The 22,191-nt window shown below is 67.0% G+C and carries 18 protein-coding genes; 4 read left to right on the forward strand and 14 right to left on the reverse strand.

Annotated elements, in window-relative coordinates; translation table 11 throughout:
- Positions 1–184 precede the first annotated feature (184 nt).
- The 3 genes from AC0IZS_RS04010 to AC0IZS_RS04020 all read left to right on the forward strand — a co-directional run bounded on the left by AC0IZS_RS04010 (position 185) and on the right by AC0IZS_RS04020 (position 5,265).
- On the forward strand, positions 185–3,121 hold the full coding sequence (locus tag AC0IZS_RS04010; protein WP_471634462.1) for a ribonucleoside-diphosphate reductase subunit alpha: 2,937 nt from the start codon (positions 185–187) through the stop codon (positions 3,119–3,121).
- A 135-nt stretch (positions 3,122–3,256) separates the two neighbouring features.
- Entirely contained in the window at positions 3,257–4,456 is a 1,200-nt protein-coding gene (locus tag AC0IZS_RS04015; RefSeq protein WP_471634463.1) for a ribonucleotide-diphosphate reductase subunit beta, read from the forward strand.
- Between the two features lie 182 nt (positions 4,457–4,638).
- Positions 4,639–5,265, forward strand: a complete 627-nt coding sequence (locus AC0IZS_RS04020; protein ID WP_471634464.1) for a histone — start codon at positions 4,639–4,641, stop codon at positions 5,263–5,265.
- A 135-nt stretch (positions 5,266–5,400) separates the two neighbouring features.
- Here AC0IZS_RS04020 and AC0IZS_RS04025 read toward each other — a convergent pair whose 3' ends face one another.
- The 7 genes from AC0IZS_RS04025 to AC0IZS_RS04055 all read right to left on the reverse strand — a co-directional run bounded on the left by AC0IZS_RS04025 (position 5,401) and on the right by AC0IZS_RS04055 (position 12,389).
- Positions 5,401–6,297 carry a carbohydrate kinase family protein gene (locus tag AC0IZS_RS04025; RefSeq protein WP_471634465.1) on the reverse strand — a complete coding sequence of 299 codons (897 nt, stop codon included), beginning with the start codon at positions 6,295–6,297 and terminating at the stop codon, positions 5,401–5,403.
- Between the two features lie 51 nt (positions 6,298–6,348).
- Positions 6,349–8,112: a zinc-ribbon and DUF3426 domain-containing protein gene (locus AC0IZS_RS04030; protein WP_471634466.1), complete on the reverse strand. Its 1,764-nt coding sequence runs from the start codon at positions 8,110–8,112 to the stop codon at positions 6,349–6,351.
- A 45-nt stretch (positions 8,113–8,157) separates the two neighbouring features.
- The gene (gene prmA / locus AC0IZS_RS04035; RefSeq protein WP_471634467.1) at positions 8,158–9,057 is read right to left on the reverse strand and encodes a 50S ribosomal protein L11 methyltransferase; all 900 of its coding nucleotides are present in this window, start codon (positions 9,055–9,057) and stop codon (positions 8,158–8,160) included.
- Between the two features lie 82 nt (positions 9,058–9,139).
- Positions 9,140–10,489 carry an acetyl-CoA carboxylase biotin carboxylase subunit gene (gene accC / locus AC0IZS_RS04040; protein WP_007861132.1) on the reverse strand — a complete coding sequence of 450 codons (1,350 nt, stop codon included), beginning with the start codon at positions 10,487–10,489 and terminating at the stop codon, positions 9,140–9,142.
- Between the two features lie 116 nt (positions 10,490–10,605).
- Positions 10,606–11,061, reverse strand: a complete 456-nt coding sequence (accB, locus tag AC0IZS_RS04045; RefSeq protein ID WP_007861134.1) for an acetyl-CoA carboxylase biotin carboxyl carrier protein — start codon at positions 11,059–11,061, stop codon at positions 10,606–10,608.
- Between the two features lie 147 nt (positions 11,062–11,208).
- Positions 11,209–11,787 (reverse strand): TlpA family protein disulfide reductase, encoded by a 579-nt coding sequence (locus AC0IZS_RS04050; RefSeq protein ID WP_471634468.1) that lies wholly within the window; start codon positions 11,785–11,787, stop codon positions 11,209–11,211.
- Positions 11,784–12,389, reverse strand: a complete 606-nt coding sequence (locus AC0IZS_RS04055) for a hypothetical protein (protein WP_471634469.1) — start codon at positions 12,387–12,389, stop codon at positions 11,784–11,786. Before AC0IZS_RS04055 ends, AC0IZS_RS04050 begins: the two co-directional genes overlap by 4 nt.
- A 183-nt stretch (positions 12,390–12,572) precedes the next feature.
- Here AC0IZS_RS04055 and mpl point away from each other — a divergent pair, with 183 nt between their 5' ends.
- Positions 12,573–13,994 (forward strand): UDP-N-acetylmuramate:L-alanyl-gamma-D-glutamyl-meso-diaminopimelate ligase, encoded by a 1,422-nt coding sequence (gene mpl, locus AC0IZS_RS04060; RefSeq protein WP_471634470.1) that lies wholly within the window; start codon positions 12,573–12,575, stop codon positions 13,992–13,994.
- A gap of 3 nt (positions 13,995–13,997) precedes the next feature.
- Here mpl and AC0IZS_RS04065 read toward each other — a convergent pair whose 3' ends face one another.
- From AC0IZS_RS04065 to AC0IZS_RS04095, 7 genes are all read right to left on the reverse strand, one after another.
- Complete coding sequence (locus AC0IZS_RS04065; RefSeq protein WP_057201705.1) at positions 13,998–14,309, reverse strand: hypothetical protein; 312 nt, start codon at positions 14,307–14,309, stop codon at positions 13,998–14,000.
- 99 nt (positions 14,310–14,408) lie between these two features.
- Positions 14,409–15,530, reverse strand: coding sequence for a 3-deoxy-7-phosphoheptulonate synthase (locus AC0IZS_RS04070; protein ID WP_471634471.1), 1,122 nt, complete (start codon positions 15,528–15,530; stop codon positions 14,409–14,411).
- Positions 15,531–15,811: 281 nt separating this feature from the next.
- Complete coding sequence (locus tag AC0IZS_RS04075; protein ID WP_471634472.1) at positions 15,812–16,348, reverse strand: hypothetical protein; 537 nt, start codon at positions 16,346–16,348, stop codon at positions 15,812–15,814.
- Between the two features lie 169 nt (positions 16,349–16,517).
- Positions 16,518–18,002: a metalloprotease TldD gene (gene tldD, locus AC0IZS_RS04080; RefSeq protein ID WP_322594644.1), complete on the reverse strand. Its 1,485-nt coding sequence runs from the start codon at positions 18,000–18,002 to the stop codon at positions 16,518–16,520.
- Between the two features lie 66 nt (positions 18,003–18,068).
- The gene (locus AC0IZS_RS04085) at positions 18,069–18,404 is read right to left on the reverse strand and encodes a YegP family protein (protein WP_007854175.1); all 336 of its coding nucleotides are present in this window, start codon (positions 18,402–18,404) and stop codon (positions 18,069–18,071) included.
- Between the two features lie 157 nt (positions 18,405–18,561).
- A complete protein-coding gene (gene rodA / locus AC0IZS_RS04090) occupies positions 18,562–19,743 on the reverse strand; it encodes a rod shape-determining protein RodA (RefSeq protein WP_471634473.1) in 1,182 nt (393 codons plus the stop codon).
- A gap of 46 nt (positions 19,744–19,789) precedes the next feature.
- Entirely contained in the window at positions 19,790–22,147 is a 2,358-nt protein-coding gene (locus AC0IZS_RS04095; RefSeq protein ID WP_471634474.1) for an HDOD domain-containing protein, read from the reverse strand.
- Positions 22,148–22,191: the final 44 nt, after the last annotated feature.

The raw sequence follows: 22,191 nt of genomic DNA on the forward strand, positions 1-22,191 counted from the left end.
GGGGAAACATGCTGTTTCGGAATTTGGCATCCCTGGCGGCGGTACACTACCGGTAGCGTATTGAACGCAACTGACACACCATATATAGTGTGCGACAGGCCAGAAACTGGCGCACCACTTCTCCCTCGCGGCGGCACTGCCACCCGCCTGCACATTCCAGACAGCACCCAAAAAGAGGACATCCATGCACGCTGCTTTGAACACGCCTTCATCCACCACCCGCCCCGCATCCCAGGATGCGCCCGAGGCATCTTCTGCTGCACCAGAGGGAGCGAACACGTACTCCCACTACCAGATCATCCGCCGCAATGGCGCCGTGGTCCCGTTCGAGCCGCAGAAGATTGCCGTGGCGATGATGAAAGCGTTTCTGGCAGTGCATGGCACCCAGGGCGCCGCGTCGGCCAGCGTGCGCGAAGTGGTGGACACGCTGACCCAGAACGTCGCCCGCGCCCTGGCGCGCTCGCGCCCTGGCGGTGGCACCTTCCATATTGAAGATGTGCAGGACCAGGTGGAGCTGGTGCTGATGCGCGGCGGCCACCACGAGGTGGCCCGCGCCTACGTGCTGTACCGCGAAAGCCGCACCCAGGAGCGCGCCCGCCACGTCGAGCAGGAAACGGCTGCCGCGCCCGCCCCCGCACTGCACGTGCTGGACGGCAACAAGCGCGTGGTGCTGGACCTGGTGCGCCTGCGTGGCCTGATCGAGTCGGCCTGCGTGAACCTGGGCGCCGACGTGTCGGCCCAGCCCATCGTGGCCGAGACCATGCGCAATCTGTACGACGGCGTCCCCATGGACGAGGTCTACAAGGCCTCCATCCTGGCAGCCCGCACGCTGATCGAGAAGGACCCCGACTACACCTACGCCACCGCACGCCTCTTGCTGCACACCATCGTGCGCGAAGTGCTGGGCCGTGAAGTCACCCAGGCCGACATGGGCCAGAGCTACGTGGACTACTTCCCGCAGTTCATCCAGAAGGGTGTGGACAACGAGCTGCTGGACCCGCGCCTGCTGACGTTCGACCTGGCCCGCCTGGGCGCCGCCCTCAAGGCCGACCGCGACCTGCAGTTCGACTACCTGGGCCTGCAGACCCTGTACGACCGTTACTTCCTGCACGTGCGCAAGACCCGCATCGAGCTGCCCCAGTGCTTCTTCATGCGTGTGGCCATGGGCCTGTCGCTCAACGAAGCCGACCGCGAAGCCCGCGCCATCGAGTTCTACGAAATCCTTTCGAGCTTCGACTTCATGTCCAGCACGCCCACGCTGTTCAACAGCGGCACGCTGCGCTCGCAGCTGTCCTCGTGCTACCTGACCACGGTGCCCGACCATCTGGAAGGCATCTACGACTCCATCAAGGAAAACGCGCTGCTGTCCAAGTTCGCCGGCGGCCTGGGCAACGACTGGACGCGCGTGCGCGCCCTGGGCTCGCACATCAAGGGCACGAACGGCGAATCGCAGGGCGTGGTGCCCTTCCTCAAGGTGGTCAACGACACGGCCGTGGCCGTGAACCAGGGCGGCAAGCGCAAGGGCGCCGTCTGCACCTACCTGGAAACCTGGCACCTGGACATCGAAGAGTTCCTGGAACTGCGCAAGAACACCGGTGATGACCGCCGCCGCACGCACGACATGAACACGGCCAATTGGATCCCCGACCTGTTCATGCGCCGCGTGATGGAAAAGGGCACCTGGACCCTGTTCTCGCCTTCCGACGTGCCCGACTTGCACGACCTGTTCGGCGGCGCCTTCGAGAAGGCCTACGTGGCCTACGAAGCAAAGGCCGCGCGCGGCGAGATCAAGCCCTCCAAGACGGTGCAGGCCACCGACATGTGGCGCAAGATGCTGACCATGCTGTTCGAGACCGGCCATCCCTGGATCACCTTCAAGGATGCCTGCAACGTGCGCTCGCCCCAGCAGCACGCCGGCGTGGTGCATTCGTCCAACCTGTGCACCGAGATCACGCTGAACACCAGCGACACCGAGACCGCGGTCTGCAACCTGGGTTCCGTGAACCTGCTGCAGCACTTGAAGGACGGCCAGATCGACCACGCCAAGCTGCGCAAGACCATCACCGTGGCCATGCGCATGCTGGACAACGTGATCGACATCAACTACTACGCGGTCACCAAGGCGCGCGACTCCAACCTGCGCCACCGCCCCGTGGGCCTGGGCCTGATGGCCTTCCAGGACAGCCTGTACGAGCTGCGCATTCCCTACGCTTCGCAGGCGGCCGTGGAGTTCGCCGACAAGTCGATGGAAGCCATCTGCTACTACGCCTACTGGGCATCGACCGAGCTGGCCCGTGAACGCGGCCAGTACGAGAGCTACAAGGGCTCGCTGTGGGACCAGGGCATCCTGCCCCTGGACACGCTGGACATGCTGGCCACGGCACGCGGCGGCTACGTCGAAGTAGACCGCTCGGCCACCCTCGACTGGGATGCCCTGCGCAAGAAGATCAGCGAGGACGGCATGCGCAACTCCAACTGCGTCGCCATCGCCCCCACGGCCACCATCTCCAACATCATCGGCGTGGACGCATCGATCGAGCCTTCGTTTGGCAACCTGTCGGTCAAGTCCAACCTGTCGGGCGAGTTCACCGTGATCAACGGCGGGCTGGTGCGCGATCTCAAGCGCCTGGGCCTGTGGGACGACGTGATGATCATGGACCTCAAGCACTTCAAGGGTTCGCTGCACCCCATCGACCGCGTGCCGGCCGACATCAAGGCGCTGTACTCCACGGCCTTCGAAGTCGATTCGCAGTGGCTGGTGGAAGCCGCATCGCGCCGCCAGAAGTGGATCGACCAGGCCCAGAGCCTGAACATCTACATGGCCGGCGCATCGGGCAAGAAGCTCGACGACACCTACAAGCTGGCATGGCTGCGTGGCCTCAAGACCACCTACTATCTGCGCACGCAAAGCGCTACGCACGTGGAGATGAGCACCGTGAACACGCGCCAGCTCAACTCCGTTTCGTCGGGCAGCGATGCGGGTGCCGCACAGGCCGCGCCGGCCAAGCCGAGCGCGATGGAAGCGGCCGCTGCAGCCGCTGCCGCGCAGGCCGCCGCACTGCCCGCCACCGACGTCAAGTTCTGCGCCATCGATGATCCAACCTGCGAGGCCTGCCAGTAAGGTCTCATGAAGCGGCGCGCATGCGGACCCATGTGCGCTGCTTCGGTGCTGTGAAGCAACAAAACGTTGCTGCACAACGCTGCGGTGCTTTCCTTTTTGCAGCACTGCTTTCATAATCCGAACACTGGAAAATCTATGTTGTCCTGGGACGAAGAAGTCAAGCCCTCATCGCAAAATCAACTGGACGGTGGACTGCACAAAAGCCACCCGGCGGAACAGTCGCCTGTGTCTTTCCAGACCCCCTCGCTTCAGGAAGTGCATGCGTCGATGACGGCATCGGCAGCACCGCAAGCCACCCCAGTCGCAGCACCCGCGCACCGCCGCGTGAACGCTGCCGACAAGCGCATCATCAACGGCCAGACCGACGTCAACCAGCTGGTGCCGTTCAAGTACAAGTGGGCCTGGGAAAAGTACCTCGCCACCTGCGCCAACCACTGGATGCCGCAGGAAGTGAACATGACGCGCGACATCGCGTTGTGGAAGGACCCCAATGGCCTGACCGAAGACGAGCGCCGCATCATCAAGCGCAACCTCGGCTTCTTCGTGACCGCCGACTCGCTGGCCGCCAACAACATCGTGCTGGGCACCTACCGCCACATCACCGCACCCGAGTGCCGCCAGTTCCTGCTGCGCCAGGCCTTCGAGGAAGCGATCCACACGCACGCCTACCAGTACATCGTGGAGTCGCTCGGCCTGGATGAAGGCGAGATCTTCAACGCCTACCTGGAAGTGCCCTCGATCCGCGACAAGGACCAGTTCCTGATCCCCTTCATCGAGGCGATCATGGACCCCAACTTCCACACCGGCACCTTCGAGACCGACCAGACGCTGCTCAAGTCGCTGATCGTCTTCGCCTGTCTGATGGAAGGCCTGTTCTTCTACGTCGGCTTCACGCAGATCCTGGCGCTGGGCCGCCAGAACAAGATGACCGGCGCGGCCGAGCAGTACCAGTACATCCTGCGCGACGAGTCGATGCACTGCAATTTCGGCATCGACCTGATCAACCAGCTCAAGCTGGAGAACCCGCACCTGTGGACCGCGGAGTTCAAGGCCGAGATCAAGGCCCTGTTCATGCAGGCCGTGGAGCTGGAGTACCGCTATGCCGAAGACACCATGCCGCGTGGCGTGCTGGGCATGAACGCATCGATGTTCAAGGGCTACCTGCGCTACATCGCGAACCGCCGCGCCACCCAGATCGGGCTGGAGACGCTGTTCCCCAACGAAGAAAATCCCTTCCCCTGGATGAGCGAGATGATCGACCTGAAGAAGGAACGCAACTTCTTCGAGACGCGTGTCATCGAGTACCAGTCGGGTGGCGCATTGTCCTGGGACTAGCCTCGCAGGTGCACGCACGCCATGGATCCCCACACCACGCCCTGCACGGACAACGCCCAAGCGCGTTGCCGTGCAGGGCGTTCCCGTGTTCATGGAGATGGGGTCAACCCCATCTCCATGGATCGCTTCATGTCCACTGTAGACACGAAGTGCTCTTTGCAAATTGACTCAAGGAGAACATGATGGCAACTGCGAAAAAACCCGCTGCAAAGAAGGCAGCTCCCGCGAAGAAGGCTGTAGCTGCAAAGCCAGCGGCCAAGAAGGCCGCTCCTGCCAAGAAGGCAGCAGCACCAGCCAAGAAGGCCGCTCCTGCCAAGAAGGCAGCAGCACCAGCCAAGAAGGCCGCTCCCGCCAAAAAGGCAGCAGCACCAGCCAAGAAGGCCGCTCCCGCCAAAAAGGCAGCAGCACCAGCCAAGAAGGCCGCTCCCGCCAAGAAGGCAGCAGCACCAGCCAAGAAGGCCGCTCCCGCCAAAAAGGCAGCAGCACCAGCCAAGAAGGCCGCTCCCGCCAAGAAGGCAGCAGCACCAGCCAAGAAGGCCGCTCCTGCCAAGAAGGCAGCTGCACCCGCCAAGAAGGCTGCCGCTCCTGCCAAGAAGGCAGCTGCGCCCAGCAAGAAGGCTGCCGCTCCTGCCAAGAAGGCCGTAGCCGCCAAGAAGGCCGCCCCTGCACCCGCCAAGAAGGCAGCTCCTGCCAAGAAAGCGGCCAAGGCCCCAGCCCCTGCGCCAGCTGCAGCCGCAGCCGCTCCCGCAGCGCAGACCACGCTGAACCCTCAGGCAGCATGGCCCTTCCCCACGGGCACCAAGCCGTAAGTCTTTGCCTTACGCGCTTCGCGCTCAACCCGGTGCTTCGGCACCGGGTTTTTTTATGCCCGGACGGAAAGCGCAGGACGGCGCCATCGCGCCGTGCCCCACCCCAGGCGAGGCACGCACGACACCAGGCTCAGCTCACGCAGGCTGGAAGTCCAGCGTGTAGCTTTGCGGGCCGCGCTGCGCGATCTTGAGGGCCCCGACGCGGTTGCCCAGTTCCGCACACTTCACCAGCGGCCAGCCACGCTCCAGGCCGAAGAGCAGCGCACCGCGCCAGGCATCGCCGCAGCCCGTGGGATCCACGACGGCGGCCGGCACCACGGCAGGCACCAGCGTCTTCTCGCCCTTGACCCACACCTCGCAACCCTCGCCACCCAAGGTCACCACCAGGCCATCGACGCGCTGCGAGATCTCGGCCAGGCCCAAGCCCGTGCGCTCGCTGAGCATCTTGCCCTCGTAGTCGTTGACCGTGACCCAGGTGGCCTGCTCGATGAAGCGCGAGAGTTCGGCACCGTTGAACATGGGCAGGCCCTGGCCCGGATCGAAAACGAAGGGAACACCGGCGGCCACCAGTTGCGCAGCGTGCTCGATCATGGCGTCGCGGCCATCGGGCGCAATGATGGCCAGGTGGATGCCCGCGCCGGACTCGATGCGGTTGGCATGGGCCTGCATCATCGCGCCGGGGTGGAAGGCCGTGATCTGGTTGTTGTCGCGGTCGGTCATGATCATGGCCTGCGCGGTATGCACATCCTGGACCTGGCCCACGAAACGGCGGCTGATGCCCAGGTCGTCCATGCGCTGCAGGTAGTCCGCACCATCACTGCCCACCATGGCCATGGGCACGGGCTCGCCGCCCAGCAGTTTGAGGCTGTAGGCGATGTTGCCGGCGCAGCCGCCAAAGTCGCGGCGCAGCGAGGGCACGAGGAACGACACATTGAGGATGTGCAGTTGCTCGGGCAGTATCTGCTCGGCAAAGCGCCCCTCGAAGGTCATGATGGTGTCGAATGCCAGGGAACCGCAGATGAGGGCAGCCATAGGTAGGAAGAAAGTAAAGGGTTGGAAAGAGAGGCCCCGGATCCGCAGGGATCAGGGGTAGAAGGTCATCACCCGGTAGCCCGACACCCGCGAGGCGCCCGTAGTCACCACCACCGAGACCGAGGTGCTCCACTCGCCGCGCGCCGCCAGCTCGGCAGGCGCCGCCAGGTCGGCCGGCAGCAGCACGCGCCGCAGGATGGGCTGGTCCTGGGCATCGGTGAGGGTCAGCTCCACCGCCGGCATTTCCAGCGGTATCTCGGCACGGCTCTTGACGGTGAGCGCCAGCACGTAGCCGTCGCCACGCGCCTTGTTGAAGGACGAGCTGTCGATCACCAGGTCGGCAATCTGGCGCTGCGGTGCCAGCGTGCAACCCAGGTGGGTGCACAGCTGCTGCAACCAGGGGCGCGAGCGGCTGTCCATCGCGGCAATGCGGTTGCGCTCATGCACCGCGACCTGCAGGGCCAGCACCCCGAGCAACAGCAGCAGCACCAGCGCCAGCAGGGTGCGCACGAGCGGCCGGCGCCAGAAGGCCTTGCGGCGCGCAGCCCGCACGAAGCTCACCTCCTCGGCACCGGAATGGCCGGCCGGCAGATCGTCCTCGTCGGCATCCAGCGCTGCCGCCGCTGCAGACCCCCGCCCCGCCCCGGAGGCATCCGAGCGGCTGAGCGCCGGTGCCGATACCGGAAAGACCGGATCGGGCATCAGCTCGAAGTCCGCATCGGGAAAAGGCGTCACGGATTCGGAAAAATCACTGGTGGGCGCCGACGATGGCGCGGCCACCGGCTTGCGCCGGGGTGCAGGCTCCGGTGCGGTCACCGGCACCACAGCCGGCGCGGGCACTACGGCAGCAGGGCCGAACAGCGGCACGCCGTCATCGTGGTCGTCATCGTCCTCGTCGTCCAGCGGCAAGGCCCCACGCCTGGCCGCAGCGCTGGGGAGATCCAGGGGCGGATAAGGATCCCTGTCGCCCAGGTCCTCTGGCAGGGACATGATTTCCGTGTCCGGGCCATCGTCGTCGCGCTCATCGCGGCCGCTGCGGTCTTCGCCCTCGGCCCTGGGCAGGGAGTCGGAAAAATCCGCCGTGGGCAGCTCGTAGCCGGCAGGCAGCGCCATGCCTTCGGCTGCGGGGTCCAGCACACCCTTGGGCAGTGCGGGGCTGGCCACCGGGGCCAGGTCGGCCAGCAGCGACGCGGCCAGCCCGGGCATCACCCGGCTCTCCTCGCGTGGCGGCGGGGGCACGAATGCCGCTGGCGGCGGGGGAATGGCCGCTGCCGGCGGCGCGGCGGAGGCCGCACGGGGGGATGCCAGCGGCGGTACGGGCGCTCGCCAACCAAAGGTCTGCAAGGGCTCCAGGCTCAGATCATCGGCACTGAGTGCCGTGGAAGCTGCGCGCGTGGCCGACAGGAACGCCGGAACGGTGGGTGCGGGGATATCGAAAACCTCGCCAGCCGCGCCGCCGGAGCCCGGTGTTGCAGCAGCGGCAGGCGGTGCCGCCACGGGCGCTGCCGGCACAGGGACCGGTACGGGCACCGGTGGCTGGAGCACGCGGCCCGCTGGCTTGTTTTCCGGCGGGTCGAAGACCCCCCAGGCACCACGCGCTTCGGGTTGCCGCGCCACGACCGTGGGCGGCGGCCGCGTGTCGGTCAGCGACACGTCGGGCAGCATCGGCGGAGGCGGGGCGGCCACCAGGTGCTCCGCCGCGTCGAACACCTCCTTGCACTGCCCGCAGCGCACCCAGCCTTCGGAAATGCGCAACTGGTCGGCGACCACCTTGAATTGGGTCGCGCAGGCCGGGCAGCGTGTGATCTGGCTCATCTGCGATGGATTGTAGGGGGGACGTACGCAGTCCCGCACCTGGCATCAGCGCGATGCCGTCATGAGGATCCAGCCGTCCTCGGTGTCCGCCACCTCGAGCTTCACCCAGGGTGCGTAGGCTTCCTTGAGCTCATCGGCCTGGCGCGCCAGGATGCCGGCCAGCACCAGATGGCCGCCGGGCGCAACGTGGTTGCACAGCAGGGGCGCCAGCACGCGCAGCGGCGTGGCCAGGATGTTGGCCAGCACGGTCTGGTACTGGCCGCTGGCCTTGTCGGGCAGGCCGGCACGCAGTTGCACGCCGTTGGCCGCTGCGTTCAGTACCGTCGATTCGACGGCCGCTGTGTCGATGTCCACCGCATCGATGTCAGTGGCACCGAACTTGGCCGTGCCAATGGCCAGGATGCCCGAGCCGCAGCCGTAGTCGAGCACGCGGCCGAAGGCGGCAGCGCCTTCGCCTGCTGCACCTTGGCGGGCGATCCAGCGCAGGCACATGCGCGTGGTGGGGTGGGTGCCCGTGCCGAAGGCCAGGCCGGGGTCCAGGCGGATGCTGCGCACGGCCGCGGCCGGCAGCTCGTGCCAGGTGGGCACGATCCAGAAGTCGGGGGTGATATCGACGGGGGTGAACTGCGACTGCGTGAGCCGCACCCAGTCCTGGTCGGCCACCTCGGCCACGCCCAGCACCTGGCAGCCCTCGAAGAAGTCCTGCACGGACAGCAGCTGTTGCGCCTCGCTGGCGGCCTCTCGCGTAGGGAACAGGGCCACGACGCGGCTGCGCTGCCAGCCATCCTTGGGCGGCGGCATGCCGGGCTCGCCGAACAGCGCCTGCTCGGCATCGGTCTGCGCGTCGGCATCCTCCACCGAGACGCTCAGCGCGTCCAGCGCATCCAGCGCATCGCTGACCGGCTCGATCCGGTCTTCAGGGCACATCAGCATCAGCTCGAACATGGGCGCAGGCCTCTCAGAAAAAATGAAATGCCGGCCCCCGTTGCCAGGGGCCAGCATGTGGATCAACCAGCGGGAGGGCAGCTCAACGCTTGTGCTGCGAGAGCCACTCTTCCAGGTAGTGGATGTTGGTGCCACCGGCCATGAACTTGGCGTCCACCATCAGCTCGCGGTGCAGCGGCACATTGGTGTTGATGCCTTCGATCACGGTCTCCGACAGCGCGGTGCGCATGCGCGCCAGCGCCTGTTCGCGGGTGTCGGCATGCACGATGATCTTGCCGATCATCGAGTCGTAGTTCGGCGGCACGAAGTAGTTGGTGTAGGCATGCGAGTCCACGCGCACACCCGGCCCGCCTGGCGGGTGCCAGGTGGTGATGCGCCCTGGCGAGGGGGTGAACTTGTAGGCATCTTCCGCGTTGATGCGGCACTCAATGGCGTGGCCGCGGATCTCGATCTGGCGCTGGGTGAAGGGCAGCTTCTCGCCCGCAGCCACCATGATCTGGGTGCGCACGATGTCCACGCCCGTGATCCACTCGGTCACCGGATGCTCCACCTGCACGCGGGTGTTCATCTCGATGAAGTAGAACTCGCCGTTTTCGTAGAGGAACTCGAAGGTGCCCGCACCGCGGTAGCCGATTTTCTTGCAGGCGGCCACGCAGCGCTCGCCGATCTTCTCGATCAGCTTGCGCGGGATGCCAGGGGCCGGCGCCTCTTCGATCACCTTCTGGTGGCGCCGCTGCATGGAGCAGTCGCGCTCGCCCAGGTAGACCGCGTTGCGGTGCTTGTCGGCGAGGATCTGGATCTCGATGTGGCGCGGGTTCTGGAGGAACTTCTCCATGTACACCGCAGGATTGCCGAACGCAGCGCCGGCTTCGGCCTTGGTCATCTGCACGGCGTTGACCAGCGCAGCCTCGGTATGCACCACGCGCATGCCGCGGCCACCACCGCCGCCGGCGGCCTTGATGATGACCGGATAGCCCACGGCCTTGGCGATGCGGCGGATCTGCACCGGGTCTTCGGGCAGCTCGCCCTCGGACCCTGGCACGCAGGGCACGCCGGCGCGGATCATGGCCTGCTTGGCCGAGACCTTGTCGCCCATGATGCGAATCGACTCGGGCGTGGGGCCGATGAACTGGAAGCCGCTCTTTTCGACACGCTCGGCGAAGTCGGCGTTCTCGGACAGGAAGCCGTAGCCGGGGTGGATGGCCTCGGCGTCGGTCACTTCGGCGGCCGAGATGATGGCCGGCATGTTGAGGTAGGACAGCGGCGAGGGCGCAGGGCCGATGCACACCGCCTCTTCGGCCAGCTTGACGTACTTGGCGTCGCGGTCGGCCTCGGAGTAGACCATCACGGCCTTCACGCCCAGCTCATGGCAGGCGCGTTGAATTCTCAGGGCGATTTCGCCGCGGTTGGCAACAAGGATCTTTTTAAACATAGGCTGTCTCGCGGCTCATCGCCCGCACGCTGGCGCGTGCCAACGCAATTTGCTTCGCCTTGCCTGCAGCAAGACCGCCATGGTTGGCTACAAGAATCTTCTTGAACATGCGCGCCTTATTCGATCACGAACAGCGGTTGTCCGTATTCCACGGCCTGGCCGTTTTCACCCAGGATGCGGGTGACCGTGCCCGACTTGTCGGCCTCGATCTCGTTGAGGATCTTCATGGCCTCGATGATGCAGATGGTCTCGCCTTCCTTGACCTGGCTGCCGATCTCGACGAACGCCTTGGCGCCGGGGCTGGACGAACGGTAGAAGGTGCCGACCATGGGCGACTTGACGACATGGCCTGCGGGCGCGGCCGGGGCCGGTGCGGGCAGCTCGGCCACCGGGGCGGCTGCAGCCTGTGCAGGGGCGGGAGCCTGCTGCATCGGCGCTGGTACATACTGCTGGACCACGGCACCGCCGCTCTTGACGATACGGACCTTGCCCTCGGCTTCCGTGATTTCGAGTTCGGACACATTCGACTCGGAGACGAGGTCGATGAGGGTTTTGAGTTTTCGCAGATCCATGAAAGCTCCAACGGCTAAAAACTGAACAGGGCGCGAATTTACTCCAAATTCGGCCTATGCCCGTCTTTGGGCCACAATTTTGATGAACGCCAGAGCGTCGAAGGGCCATTCAGGCCCGGAATAAAGGGCCCCGAAGGCCCGCCCCGCCTAGCGCAGGGCCGACCACTGCTGCAGATCCTGCGCCGTGACCTGGCCCATTTTACGGTGCAGCACCCGGCCTTCGCCGCCCAGCACCACCGTAAAAGGCAGACCCCCGGTGAGGTTTCCGAGCGAGCGACCCAGGTCCGTGCCCTGCATGCCGGCCAGCCCGACGGGAAATTCGAGCGGCAGTTTGGCCAGGAACTTGCGCACCGAAGACGGCTGATCGATGGCCAGGGCCACCACCTGCCAGCCTTTGGGCGCATGTTCGCGGTAAAAGGCATTGAGCATGGGCAGCTCTTCGACACAGGGCGCGCACCAGGTCGCCCAAAAGTTGATGAGCAGCGGCTTGCCCAAAAAGCGCTGCAGCGCCAGGGTGGCGCCGTCCGGCGTTTCGAATTCCAGGGCCCACAGGGCCTTTTCTGCCCCGCTGTCCATGGCATGGGGCTGGAACTTCCACCACGCCACGCCTGCGCCGCCCACGGCGGCCGCGCCGGCCACGCCCGCGTACAGCAAACGGCGGCGGGCGGGGTCGGCGGGGGTGCCAGCAGGCGTAGCAGGTGAAATCTCGGGAGCGGGGATCGTCATGGAGCAGGGGTTTCCGTATCTTGGAGCAGGCGGCGCAAGGCCGTGATGTCGCCGCGGGGCGAGCGCCCCTTGGCATCGGGCCGCAGCGCGCCGCGCAGGTCATCGAGGTCGTAGATCAGCAGGTGGACCCCGATGATCTCACCCAGTTCAGGCGATTTGCTGCCCAGGCTCAGGGCCTCGACCGACTCGCCATGGAAGCCGGACACCGTGCGCGGCTCGTAGTCCACATGGTGGTCGATGAGCGCAATTTCGGCGGATTTGGAATCATCGCAGAACAACTGCAGGTAAATGTCCGACAGGCGCGTGGCCGTGCCATGCCACACGGCCCCGCCCAGGTGGGGGCGAAAGGCCGCCATGCGCTCCATCCAGACCAGGGCCAGCTGGCGCAGCGCGCGCAACTCGCGCGGCTGGGTGTCGGCACAGAACAGGGCGATGTACTCGCGCACGGCCTCCTCCACCTGGTCGTTGCCGGGCAGCGCCGTGCGGGCAGGCAGACCCATTTCACGCAGCGCGCGGCGCTTGGCGGGGCCCCACTCCATCCCTTCCTCGACGACGATGCGGGCGGTGGTATTGGCGATTTCGGCACTCAGAGGTGTGTTCATGGCGCAAACCAGGCAGTGGAGGCTCCATTGTGGCGCGAACGCGCCTTCGGGGTCGTCCGCATGCCCCCACAGCACCGCCGCCCACAGGGCCATGGCACGCACAGGACTATCAATTTCATAGCTCCCCAGGCAGGCCACCCCTGCGGTGCGAAGCCCTTGGTTTGAAAAGTAGAATCGTCGCCCATGCATATACACATACTGGGCATCTGCGGCACCTTCATGGGCGGCCTTGCGGCCCTGGCCCGCGAGGCGGGCCACCGGGTCACAGGCTGCGACGCGGGTGTCTACCCGCCCATGAGCGACCAGTTGCGCGCCCTCGGGATCGACCTGATCGAAGGCTTCGGACCGGAGCAACTGGCCCTCAAGCCCGACATGTTCGTGGTGGGCAATGTAGTCAGCCGCGTGCGGCTGGCCGATGGGAGCCCCAAATTCCCGCTGATGGAGGCCATTCTGGACGCCGGCCTGCCCTACACCAGCGGCCCCCAGTGGCTGGCCGAGCAAGTGCTGCAGGGCCGCCATGTGCTGGCCGTGGCCGGCACGCACGGCAAGACCACCACCACCTCGATGCTGGCCTGGATCCTCGCGAGCGCAGGCCAGCAGCCCGGCTTCCTGATCGGCGGCGTGCCGCTGAACTTCGGCGTCTCGGCACGCCTGGGCGCGGCCGAACGACCGCACGCTGGTGACGGGGCGCTGGGCGCGAGCCCCCTGTTCGTGATCGAGGCCGACGAGTACGACACGGCCTTCTTCGACAAGCGCAGCAAGTTCGTGCACTACCGGCCGCGCACGGCCGTGCTGAACAACCTGGAGTTCGACCACGCCGACATCTTCGACGACCTGGCCGCCATCGAGCGCCAGTTCCACCACCTGGTGCGCACCGTGCCGCCCTCGGGCCGCGTGGTGGTCAACGGGCTGGAAGAAAGCCTGGCGCGCGTGCTGCATGCCGGCTGCTGGAGCAGCGTGAGCAGCTTCGGCACGGCCGTGGGTGATTTCTCTGCCGTGGGCGAGCCCCAGGCTTTCGATGTGGTGCAGCAGGGTCGTACCGTGGCACGGGTGGAGTGGGCGCTCACGGGCGTACACAACCAGCTCAATGCACTGGCCGCCATTGCCGCGGCCCACCACGTGGGTGTGGCGCCCGAACAGGCGGCGCGCGCCCTGGGCCAGTTCCAGAACGTCAAGCGCCGCATGGAATTGCGCGGCACGGTGAACGGCATCGCGGTCTACGACGATTTCGCCCACCACCCGACCGCGCTGCGCACCACGCTCGATGGCCTGCGCCGCAGCCTGGGCCCGAGCGCGCGCATCCTGGCGGTGTTCGAGCCGCGCAGCAACACCATGAAGCTCGGCGCCATGAAGAGCCAGTTGCCCTGGGCGCTGGAATCCGCCGACCTGGCGTTCTGTCACACGGCGGGGCTCGACTGGGACGCCGCCGAAGCACTGTCCCCCCTGGGCGTGGGCCCCGGTCAGCGTGCGCAGACCGCCCCCGACATCGACACGCTGGTGGCCCAGGTCAGCGCCGCAGCGCGGCCCGGCGACCACATCGTGTGCATGAGCAATGGCGGTTTTGGCGGTGTGCACACGCGCCTGCTGCTGGCGCTGGCGAAATAGGAATCAGAAGGTCACGGCCATGGCGGGCACGTCCACCCGCACCACGGGCCTGGCGAGGGCCGCACTGGCGGCGCGCGCAAAGTCACGCGACCACTGCACATCGCCCATCAGCGGGCTGCCGGCCGCCTGGGCCACGGTGAGCACCTTGTCGGCCAGCAGCACCTTGCCGCTGGCGCGCAGCGGCTCGCAATCGAGGCTGGTGAACTGGTCGTCGAGCCAGCGGCGCCCTTCCTCATGGGTCATGGGTTCCGCGTTGGCGAGGTCGAAGCGGAATTCCTGGTTGCCCGCCAGGCGGACGGAGACTTCGCTGTGCATGGGGATGCCTTTCTGTAAGCAGGGGTGGGAGGCCCCGCCGCTGCACTCGGGCAGCGGACAGGGCCCTCAATGGCCAGAAGCTTACACGCAGGCAGTTGCTCAGGCAGCGCGGCGGGCTTGCACTGCGGCCGAAAGGTCGGCCAGCGACTGCAGCGAATCGTCCCAGCCCAGGCAGGCATCGGTGATGCTCAGGCCATAGGTCAGCGCCGCCGCGTCGTCCTTGCCGGGCGTGAACTTCTGCGCGCCGGCCGTGAGGTGGCTTTCGATCATCAGGCCGAAGACGCTGCGCGAGCCGCCGGCAATCTGGCCGGCCACGTCGCGCGCCACGTCCATCTGCTTTTGGTGCTGCTTGCTGCTGTTGGCATGGCTGCAGTCGACCATCAGGGTGGCGGGCAGCTTGGCGGCTTCCAGGTCCTTGCAGGCCGCGGCCACGCTCTCGGCGTCGTAGTTGGGGGCCTTGCCGCCGCGCAGGATGACGTGGCAGTCCTTGTTGCCGTTGGTGTTGACGATGGCGACCTGGCCGTTCTTGTGCACCGACAGGAAGTGGTGGCCGCGGCTGGCCGACTGGATGGCGTCGGTGGCGATGCGGATGTTGCCGTCGGTGCCGTTCTTGAAGCCGATGGGCGCCGACAGGCCCGAGGCCAGTTCGCGGTGGACCTGGCTTTCGGTGGTGCGCGCACCGATGGCGCCCCAGGAGATCAGGTCACCGATGTACTGGGGCGAGATCACGTCCAGGAACTCGCTGCCCGCGGGCATGCCCAGGCGGTTGATGTCGATCAACAGCTGGCGCGCGATGCGCAGGCCCTCGTCGATGCGGTAGCTCTCGTCGAGGTAGGGGTCGTTGATCAGGCCCTTCCAGCCGACCGTGGTGCGGGGCTTCTCGAAGTACACGCGCATCACGATCTCCAGCGTGTCCTTGTACTGCTCGCGCGCCACCTTGAGGCGGCGCGCGTACTCGAGCGCGGCGGCCGGGTCGTGGATGGAGCAGGGCCCGATGATGACCAGCAGGCGGTCGTCCTCGCCGGCCATGATGTTCTGGATGTTCTTGCGGGTCTGGGTGATCAGCGTTTCCACCGGCGTGCCGCTGATGGGGAAAAAGCGGATCAGGTGCTCTGGAGGAGGCAACACGGTGATGTCCTTGATACGTTCGTCGTCGGTCTGGCTGGTTTTCTCGACGCTGCGGTACCAGGCATCGCTGGTGGGGTTGGCATGGGCCGTCATGTTGTCTTCCTCGTGGGCTGCAAAGTGGATGGAAATGGGGAGGGCAGAAAAACAAAAACCGCCGGGCTTTGCAGCGTCGGCGGTTGGTATGGGGAGGTTGTGTTTGCTTGCGCGTTGGCCTCTCATCCGCCGGGGACTGAGATAAAAAACCAAAAATAAAACGCGCTGCGAACTTGCATGGGATTCAATGTAGCACAGTCTTGCCGCATTGCAGCAACCCCCACGCGTTGCGAAGTTGCAACGCCGCAGCGGCCCGCAGGGCGGCAAGGGGCCGAAAAAGATCAGCCGCGCAGGCGGCGCAGCCAGGCGGCTGCACGCTGCAAGGCCGAGCGCGGGGGCGGCTCGTCGCTGGGCAGCTCGCTCACCGGCTCGCTCTGGTGCTCGTACATGTCCACCAGCAGCAGGGCCTCGCCCAGCGTGCGCCAGGCGAGCAATTCGAACTGGTCAAAACAGGCACTTTCGCGGGTGTTGCGCTGCTCCAGCGCCTGCTGCCAGGCGGTGATGGCATTGCGCAGCTCGCGCAGGGCCCGCTGGTAGGCGCCGAACTCGTAGAGCGCGTGCCAGGCGGAGCCCAGCCCGGTGAGGAACAGCTGGTGCTCGCGCGCGCAATGCGACAGCGCCACCACCCGGCGCGTGATGGCCGCCGTATCGGTGCTGGTGCGGCGCGTGCGCACCGCCTCGTCGATATGGTTGGACAGGCCGCTCAGGCTGTCGCGCAGCTGGCGCGAATCCTCGTCGGCCACGCTCTCGCGCAGAAACCGGCTGATGTCGCCAAACGACTGGAGGGTGTGCTGCAGACTGGGTCGCGTGGCAGGCATGGAGAGATTGTGCGCCGCCCAGGCCCTGCGCGGCTAAGTGCAAGCCCCAGGCATGCCATTTGGCGGGTGAAGACCGGCCAATTGCGGGTATTGGGCGGTGCCGATGGCGTGGCCACGCAACAACACCGCATGCCCTGATCGGATCTGCCGCCCCTGGCGGCAGATCCGATCAGGCTGTGCCGCCGACCGTCAGGCCTTCGATGCGCAGCGTGGGCTGGCCCACGCCCACGGGCACGCTCTGGCCTTCCTTGCCGCAGGTGCCCACGCCGCTATCGAGGCGCATGTCGTTACCGATCATGGTCACCTTCTTGAGCGATTCGGGGCCGCTGCCGATGATGGTCGCGCCCTTGACGGGGTACTGGATCTTTCCGTTCTCGACCCAGTAGGCCTCGCTGGCCGAGAACACGAACTTGCCCGAAGTGATGTCCACCTGGCCGCCGCCAAAGTTGGAGGCGTACAGCCCCTTCTTGATGCTGGCGATGACCTCGGCCGGCTCCTTGTCGCCGCCCAGCATGTAGGTGTTGGTCATGCGCGGCATGGGGATGTGGGCATAGCTCTCGCGCCGGCCGTTGCCGGTGGGCGCCACGCCCATCAGGCGCGCGTTCATCGAATCCTGGATGTAGCCCTTGAGGATGCCGTCCTCGATCAGCACGTTGCGCTGGCTGGCATTGCCCTCGTCATCGACGTTGAGCGAACCGCGGCGGTCGGCGATGGTGCCGTCGTCCAGCACCGTGACGCCCTTGGCCGCCACGCGCTGGCCGATCCGGCCGCTGAAGGCGGAGGAGCCCTTGCGGTTGAAATCGCCCTCAAGCCCGTGGCCGATGGCCTCGTGCAGCAGGATGCCGGGCCAGCCCGAACCCAGCACCACCGTCATCTCGCCTGCCGGCGCGGGGCGCGATTCGAGGTTGACCAGGGCCGCATTCACGGCCTCGTCCACGTACTGGCCCATCTGCTCGTCGTCGAAATAGGCCAGGCCGAAGCGGCCACCGCCGCCGGCCGAGCCCATTTCGCGGCGGCCATTCTGCTCGGCGATCACGGTTACCGACAGGCGCACCAGCGGACGCACATCGGCCGCCAGCGTGCCGTCGGCACGCGCCACCAGCACCACGTCGTACTCGCTGGCCAGGCCGGCCATGACCTGGGCCACGCGCGGATCCTTGGCGCGGGCGCGCTTTTCCAGGCGCTCGAGCAGGGCCACCTTGGCCGTGCTGTCGAGCGTGGCGATCGGGTCCACACCCGGGTACAGGCTGCGGCTGGTGGCGATTTTCTGCGCCGCCACCTTCACCCGGCCGGCCTGCGATGCCGCGCCGATGGTGCGCACGGTGCGCGCGGCATCGAGCAGCGAGGCCTCGGAAATGTCGTCGGAGTAGGCAAACGCCGTCTTCTCGCCGCTCACGGCACGCACGCCCACGCCCTGGTCGATGCTGAAGGAGCCGGTCTTGACGATGCCTTCCTCCAGGCTCCAGCCCTCGCTGCGCGTGTACTGGAAGTACAGGTCCGCATCGTCCACCTGGTGCGTGCGGATCTCGGCCAGCGCCCGGGCCAGGTGGCTTTCATCCAGGCCGAAGGGCGCCAGAAGCAGTTGCCGGGCAACGTCGATGCGCTGGGTGGTGGAGGCACGCTGTGGCGCGGCGGTAGAGGAGCTGAAGGTCATGCAGGCATTTTAGGCGCGCGGGCAGGCCCCGTGCGGCGCAGGGGCACCCATCCCCTGCGGGCGGGGTCAGGCGCTCTGGTCGTCGGCCACGGCGTCGGGCGCGTGGGCCTTGACCGATTCGATCCCCGCCTCGCGCGCCTTTTCGCCCGAGTAGCGCTGGCTCTGGCCGATCACCTGGCCGTTGCCGGCCTTGAGGGTGAAGTAGGGCGAGCCATCCTTGGCGCACAGGCGGCCATAGCGGCCATCGTCGGCCGCGTTCTTGCGCACGGATTCGATGCCGTTCAAGGCACTGGCCCGGGATTCGTACAACTCGCTCGTGAGGATCACCTGGCCGTTGGAAGCCAACAGGTTGAAGACGAACTTGTCGTTCCTGGACTTCTTGAGCTCGAACTTGGACGCCATGGGAGCACCTCCGCGGGGTTGTCGAAACAGCTAGAGTCTGTTTGCCATCTATCCAGGGCCGGATAGGCCGCAAACAGGCTCTAGGCCCGACAGTTGTAACCCCAAGCGCCCGCCCTGGCAATGGCGCCAATCCCTTGCCCGCCCCCCGCGCACCCGCTCAGGCGGCCTGCATCGCGGGCGGAGCGTCCTTGGGATCCGTGCGCTGCGAGCGCGCCACCGACATCAGGATCCCCAGCGCCAGCCCGAGGGTGACCATGGCCGTGCCGCCATAGCTGACAAAGGGCAGGGGCACCCCCACCACCGGCAGGATGCCGCTGACCATGCCCATGTTCACGAAGGCATAGGTGAAGAAGATCATGGACACGGCGCCTGCCATCAGGCGCCCGAACAGGCTCGTGGCCCCCATGGCGATGGCCAGCCCGCGCCAGACCAGGAGCAGGAAGCAGGTGATCAGGAACAGGTTGCCGGCCAGGCCGAACTCCTCGGAAAACGCCGCGAAGATGAAATCGGTGGTGCGCTCGGGAATGAACTCCAGGTGGGTCTGGGTGCCAGCCATGAAGCCCTTGCCGAACATGCCACCCGAGCCGATGGCGATCATGCCCTGGATGATGTGAAAGCCCTTGCCCAGGGGGTCGCGCGTGGGGTCCAGCAGGGTGCAGATGCGCTGCTGCTGGTAGTCATGCAGCACGGGCCAGCGCACCCCGTCGGCGCACCACGGGTCGCCCATGACCACCAGGATGGCGATGCCGATGCCGCCGATCACAACCGGCGGCAGCACCAGCTTCCAGGGCAGGCCGGCAAAAAAGATCACCGACAGCCCCGCCGCCAGCACCAGCAGCGAAGTGCCCAGGTCGGGCTGCTTCATGATCAGGCCCACGGGGATCGCCAGCAGCAGCCCGGCCGCAGCGAAATCGAGCGGGCGCAGGGTGCCCTCGCGCTTCTGGAACCACCAGGCCAGCATCAGCGGCATGGCGATCTTGAGGATTTCGCTGGGCTGGATGACGATGCCCAGGTTCACCCAGCGCTGCGCGCCCTTCTTGGTGATGCCGAACAGCGCCACCGCCACCAGCAACGCCACCCCGGCGGCATACAGCGGCACGGCGAACACCATGATCTTCTGGGGCGGCACCTGGGCCACCACGAACAGGATGGCACAGGCGATGAGCATGTTGCGCCCATGGTCCATGAAGCGCGTGCCATGGTCGTAGCCCGAGGAGTACATGGCCAGCAGGCCGGCCCCCGCCAGGAGCAGGATGATCAGCACCAGCGGCAGATCGAAACCGCGGAACAGGGGAATGAAGCGCTGGGCAAAGGAGGGCTTGTCAAAAACGGCGGCCATCCTCCGATTATCGGCTGCTGGCCGGGGCCGGGCCGCCGCCGGCCGCTCAACCTGCCTGGCGAAAGGCCATCACGGCCTGGTTGCGCAGGGTGCGCAGCAGCCCCAGGGCCTTGTCGTCCACCACGATGCCGCCGGCCACCGACTGGTCGGCATAGATCAGCGCGAAGGTCTGGCCCTTGATCTGCAGCGGCAGCAGCAGGAAGGATGGTGCGTTGAGCCCCGCGCGGTACCACTCGGGCAGGCGCGCCTGGATGCGCGGGTCGGTGGCATTGTTGATCAGCGTGTCCGCGGCGCGCAGGCAGACGGCGGCGAACAGGTCACCGGGCACCTTGAGCGGTACCCGCATGGCACGCACGGCGACCTCGCTGCCCTCGCCCAGGCCAAAGCGCCCAACCAGGACCTCGGTGCGGGCGTCGCGCAGGCAGAACACCATGCGCCGAAAGCCCAGCGCGCGGAACATGGTCTCCAGGATCATGCGCAGCACGTCATTGAGCGCAAACGTGTCCACCATGGCATTGGTCACGTCCTGCACCCCGGCGGACAGCACTTCGTTGACCTGGGCCACCGACACTGACCCGCCGGCCTGCGAGGCCAGCACGGCGGGCAGAGGGTCCACCTCGCCACTCTTGAGTTCATGGGGCGCCAGGGCATCCTCCGGCACGGCTGCGCCATCGTCTGCCGCAGGCGGCAGTTGGAGCAGGCGGGCGGCGGGCGTGCCCGGCGGCACGCGCAGCTCCAGGGTTTCGGCCAGCGACACCAGCTTGTGGCGCGCGCGCAGCGTGGCCTCGGCAATGGCGGCGGGCGTCAGGGCCAGGGTGCGGCTATAGCGCGTGCCCACGCCCTGCATGCGCTCGTCGAGCCGGGCCGGGTCGCTGTGCAGCAGGATGTCGGCCACCTCATTGGCGGCCAGCGCCACCCAGCGCAGGCGCTCCACCCCCTGCTCGGGAGGGCGCTGGGCGGGCGATCCCAAGGGCTTGCGCATGCAGCGCTGCAGGCTCTCGGGCAGGCCCCAGACACGGGCCACCCCGGTACCCAGGTCCTCGAAGCCCAGGCCCAGCACCTGCATGGCAGCGGCTTCCTCCCCGCCTTCGAGCCGGCCGCCGGCCACGATGCTGCGCACCTGCTGCGCCTCTTCGGGGAAGTAGAAGCTGCACAGCATGCGCCCGAGGTTCTGGAACATGGCGCCGATGAAGGCCTCCTCGGCCCCCTGCCCCGGCCCGCACAGCTCGGCCGCCACCGAGCCGGCCATCATGGAACGCAGGAACTCCTCGCGCATCTGCTCGGCATGGGCCTTGTCCTGCATGTGGTCGAGCAGCACCAGGCTCATGGCCATGTTGCGCACAGCGTTGAAGCCCACCAGGCTCACCGCGCGCGATACCGTGCTGATGGTGCCGCGCCCCGCGTGGGCGTAGTGCACGCTGTTGACCAGGCGCAGCAGCTTGTGGGTCAGCGCCACGTCCTTGAGGATCTCGTGCGTGAGGTCACTGATGCTGTCGTCCTCGGAATGCGCCACGCGCTGGATGCGCGCCACCGAGTCGGACAGGGCCGGAAAATCGCTCTTGTGGCGCATGCGCCGCAGCAAAAAATCGAGCGTGGCATTGCTGGCGGCCGTCGGCGCGCTCGCGGGCGCAGCCCAGGCGCGCAGGGCATCGCGCAGCTCGGTCGCGCCGGCGAAAGGGGTCGCTCCGTCCTGGCCCAGGGCGCGCTGCAGCAGGGTGCGCAAGCCCTCGTCCAGGGCGTCTGCGAGCACTGCGGGCAAGGCGCGCCCCGCCTCGGCGGCCCCTACCCAGGGGCTGCCGGTCAGCAGGTGGACCAGCACCTGGGCGGCCGAGCGCACGTCGTCCGCAGCGCTGGCCTCCACCGCCCCGGCGACAAAGGCCGGGGCATGCCAGCCCAGGCCCAGCAGCCGGGCGTGGCGTTGCGGGTCCATGGCGACATGGTCCAGGTCCACCCGGCCATGCACCAGGCCCGCCGCATGCGCAGCCTCCAGTGCGTCGAGCACATCAACCACCAGCGCCACCGCGTCGTGCGGCGTGCAGCGGCCCTGGCGGGCCAGGTGCTCGGCCAGCGTGGGGCCGTGCATCTGCTCGTGCACGATGTAGGGCTGGCGCGCGAGGACGTCGGCCTCCAGCACGGGCACGATGAAGGCATGGCTCAGGCGGGTGGCCCGTTCGGCGGCCTCAAGCCAGCGCTCGAGCGCGGCCGCCGCTTGCGGCGGTGCCGCCACCCACTGCCGGATGGTGACCGGGCGCTGCCCGCGCCGGTCCAGCGCCCGCCACTGGGTGAACTGCCCGTTGGCCACCAGCGCCTGCTGCAGCTCGAAGCGCCCCTGGGGCGCAGGCACCCGGTCTCCGACCACCCAGGCGGAACGGCGGGCGGGGGAAAGCGGCGCAAAATCGGTCATGGTCGGGAGAATCAGTACTGGGCGTGGTACCGCAGGCTGCGACA

It is taken from the genome of Acidovorax sp. AC410 (genome assembly GCF_979253235.1).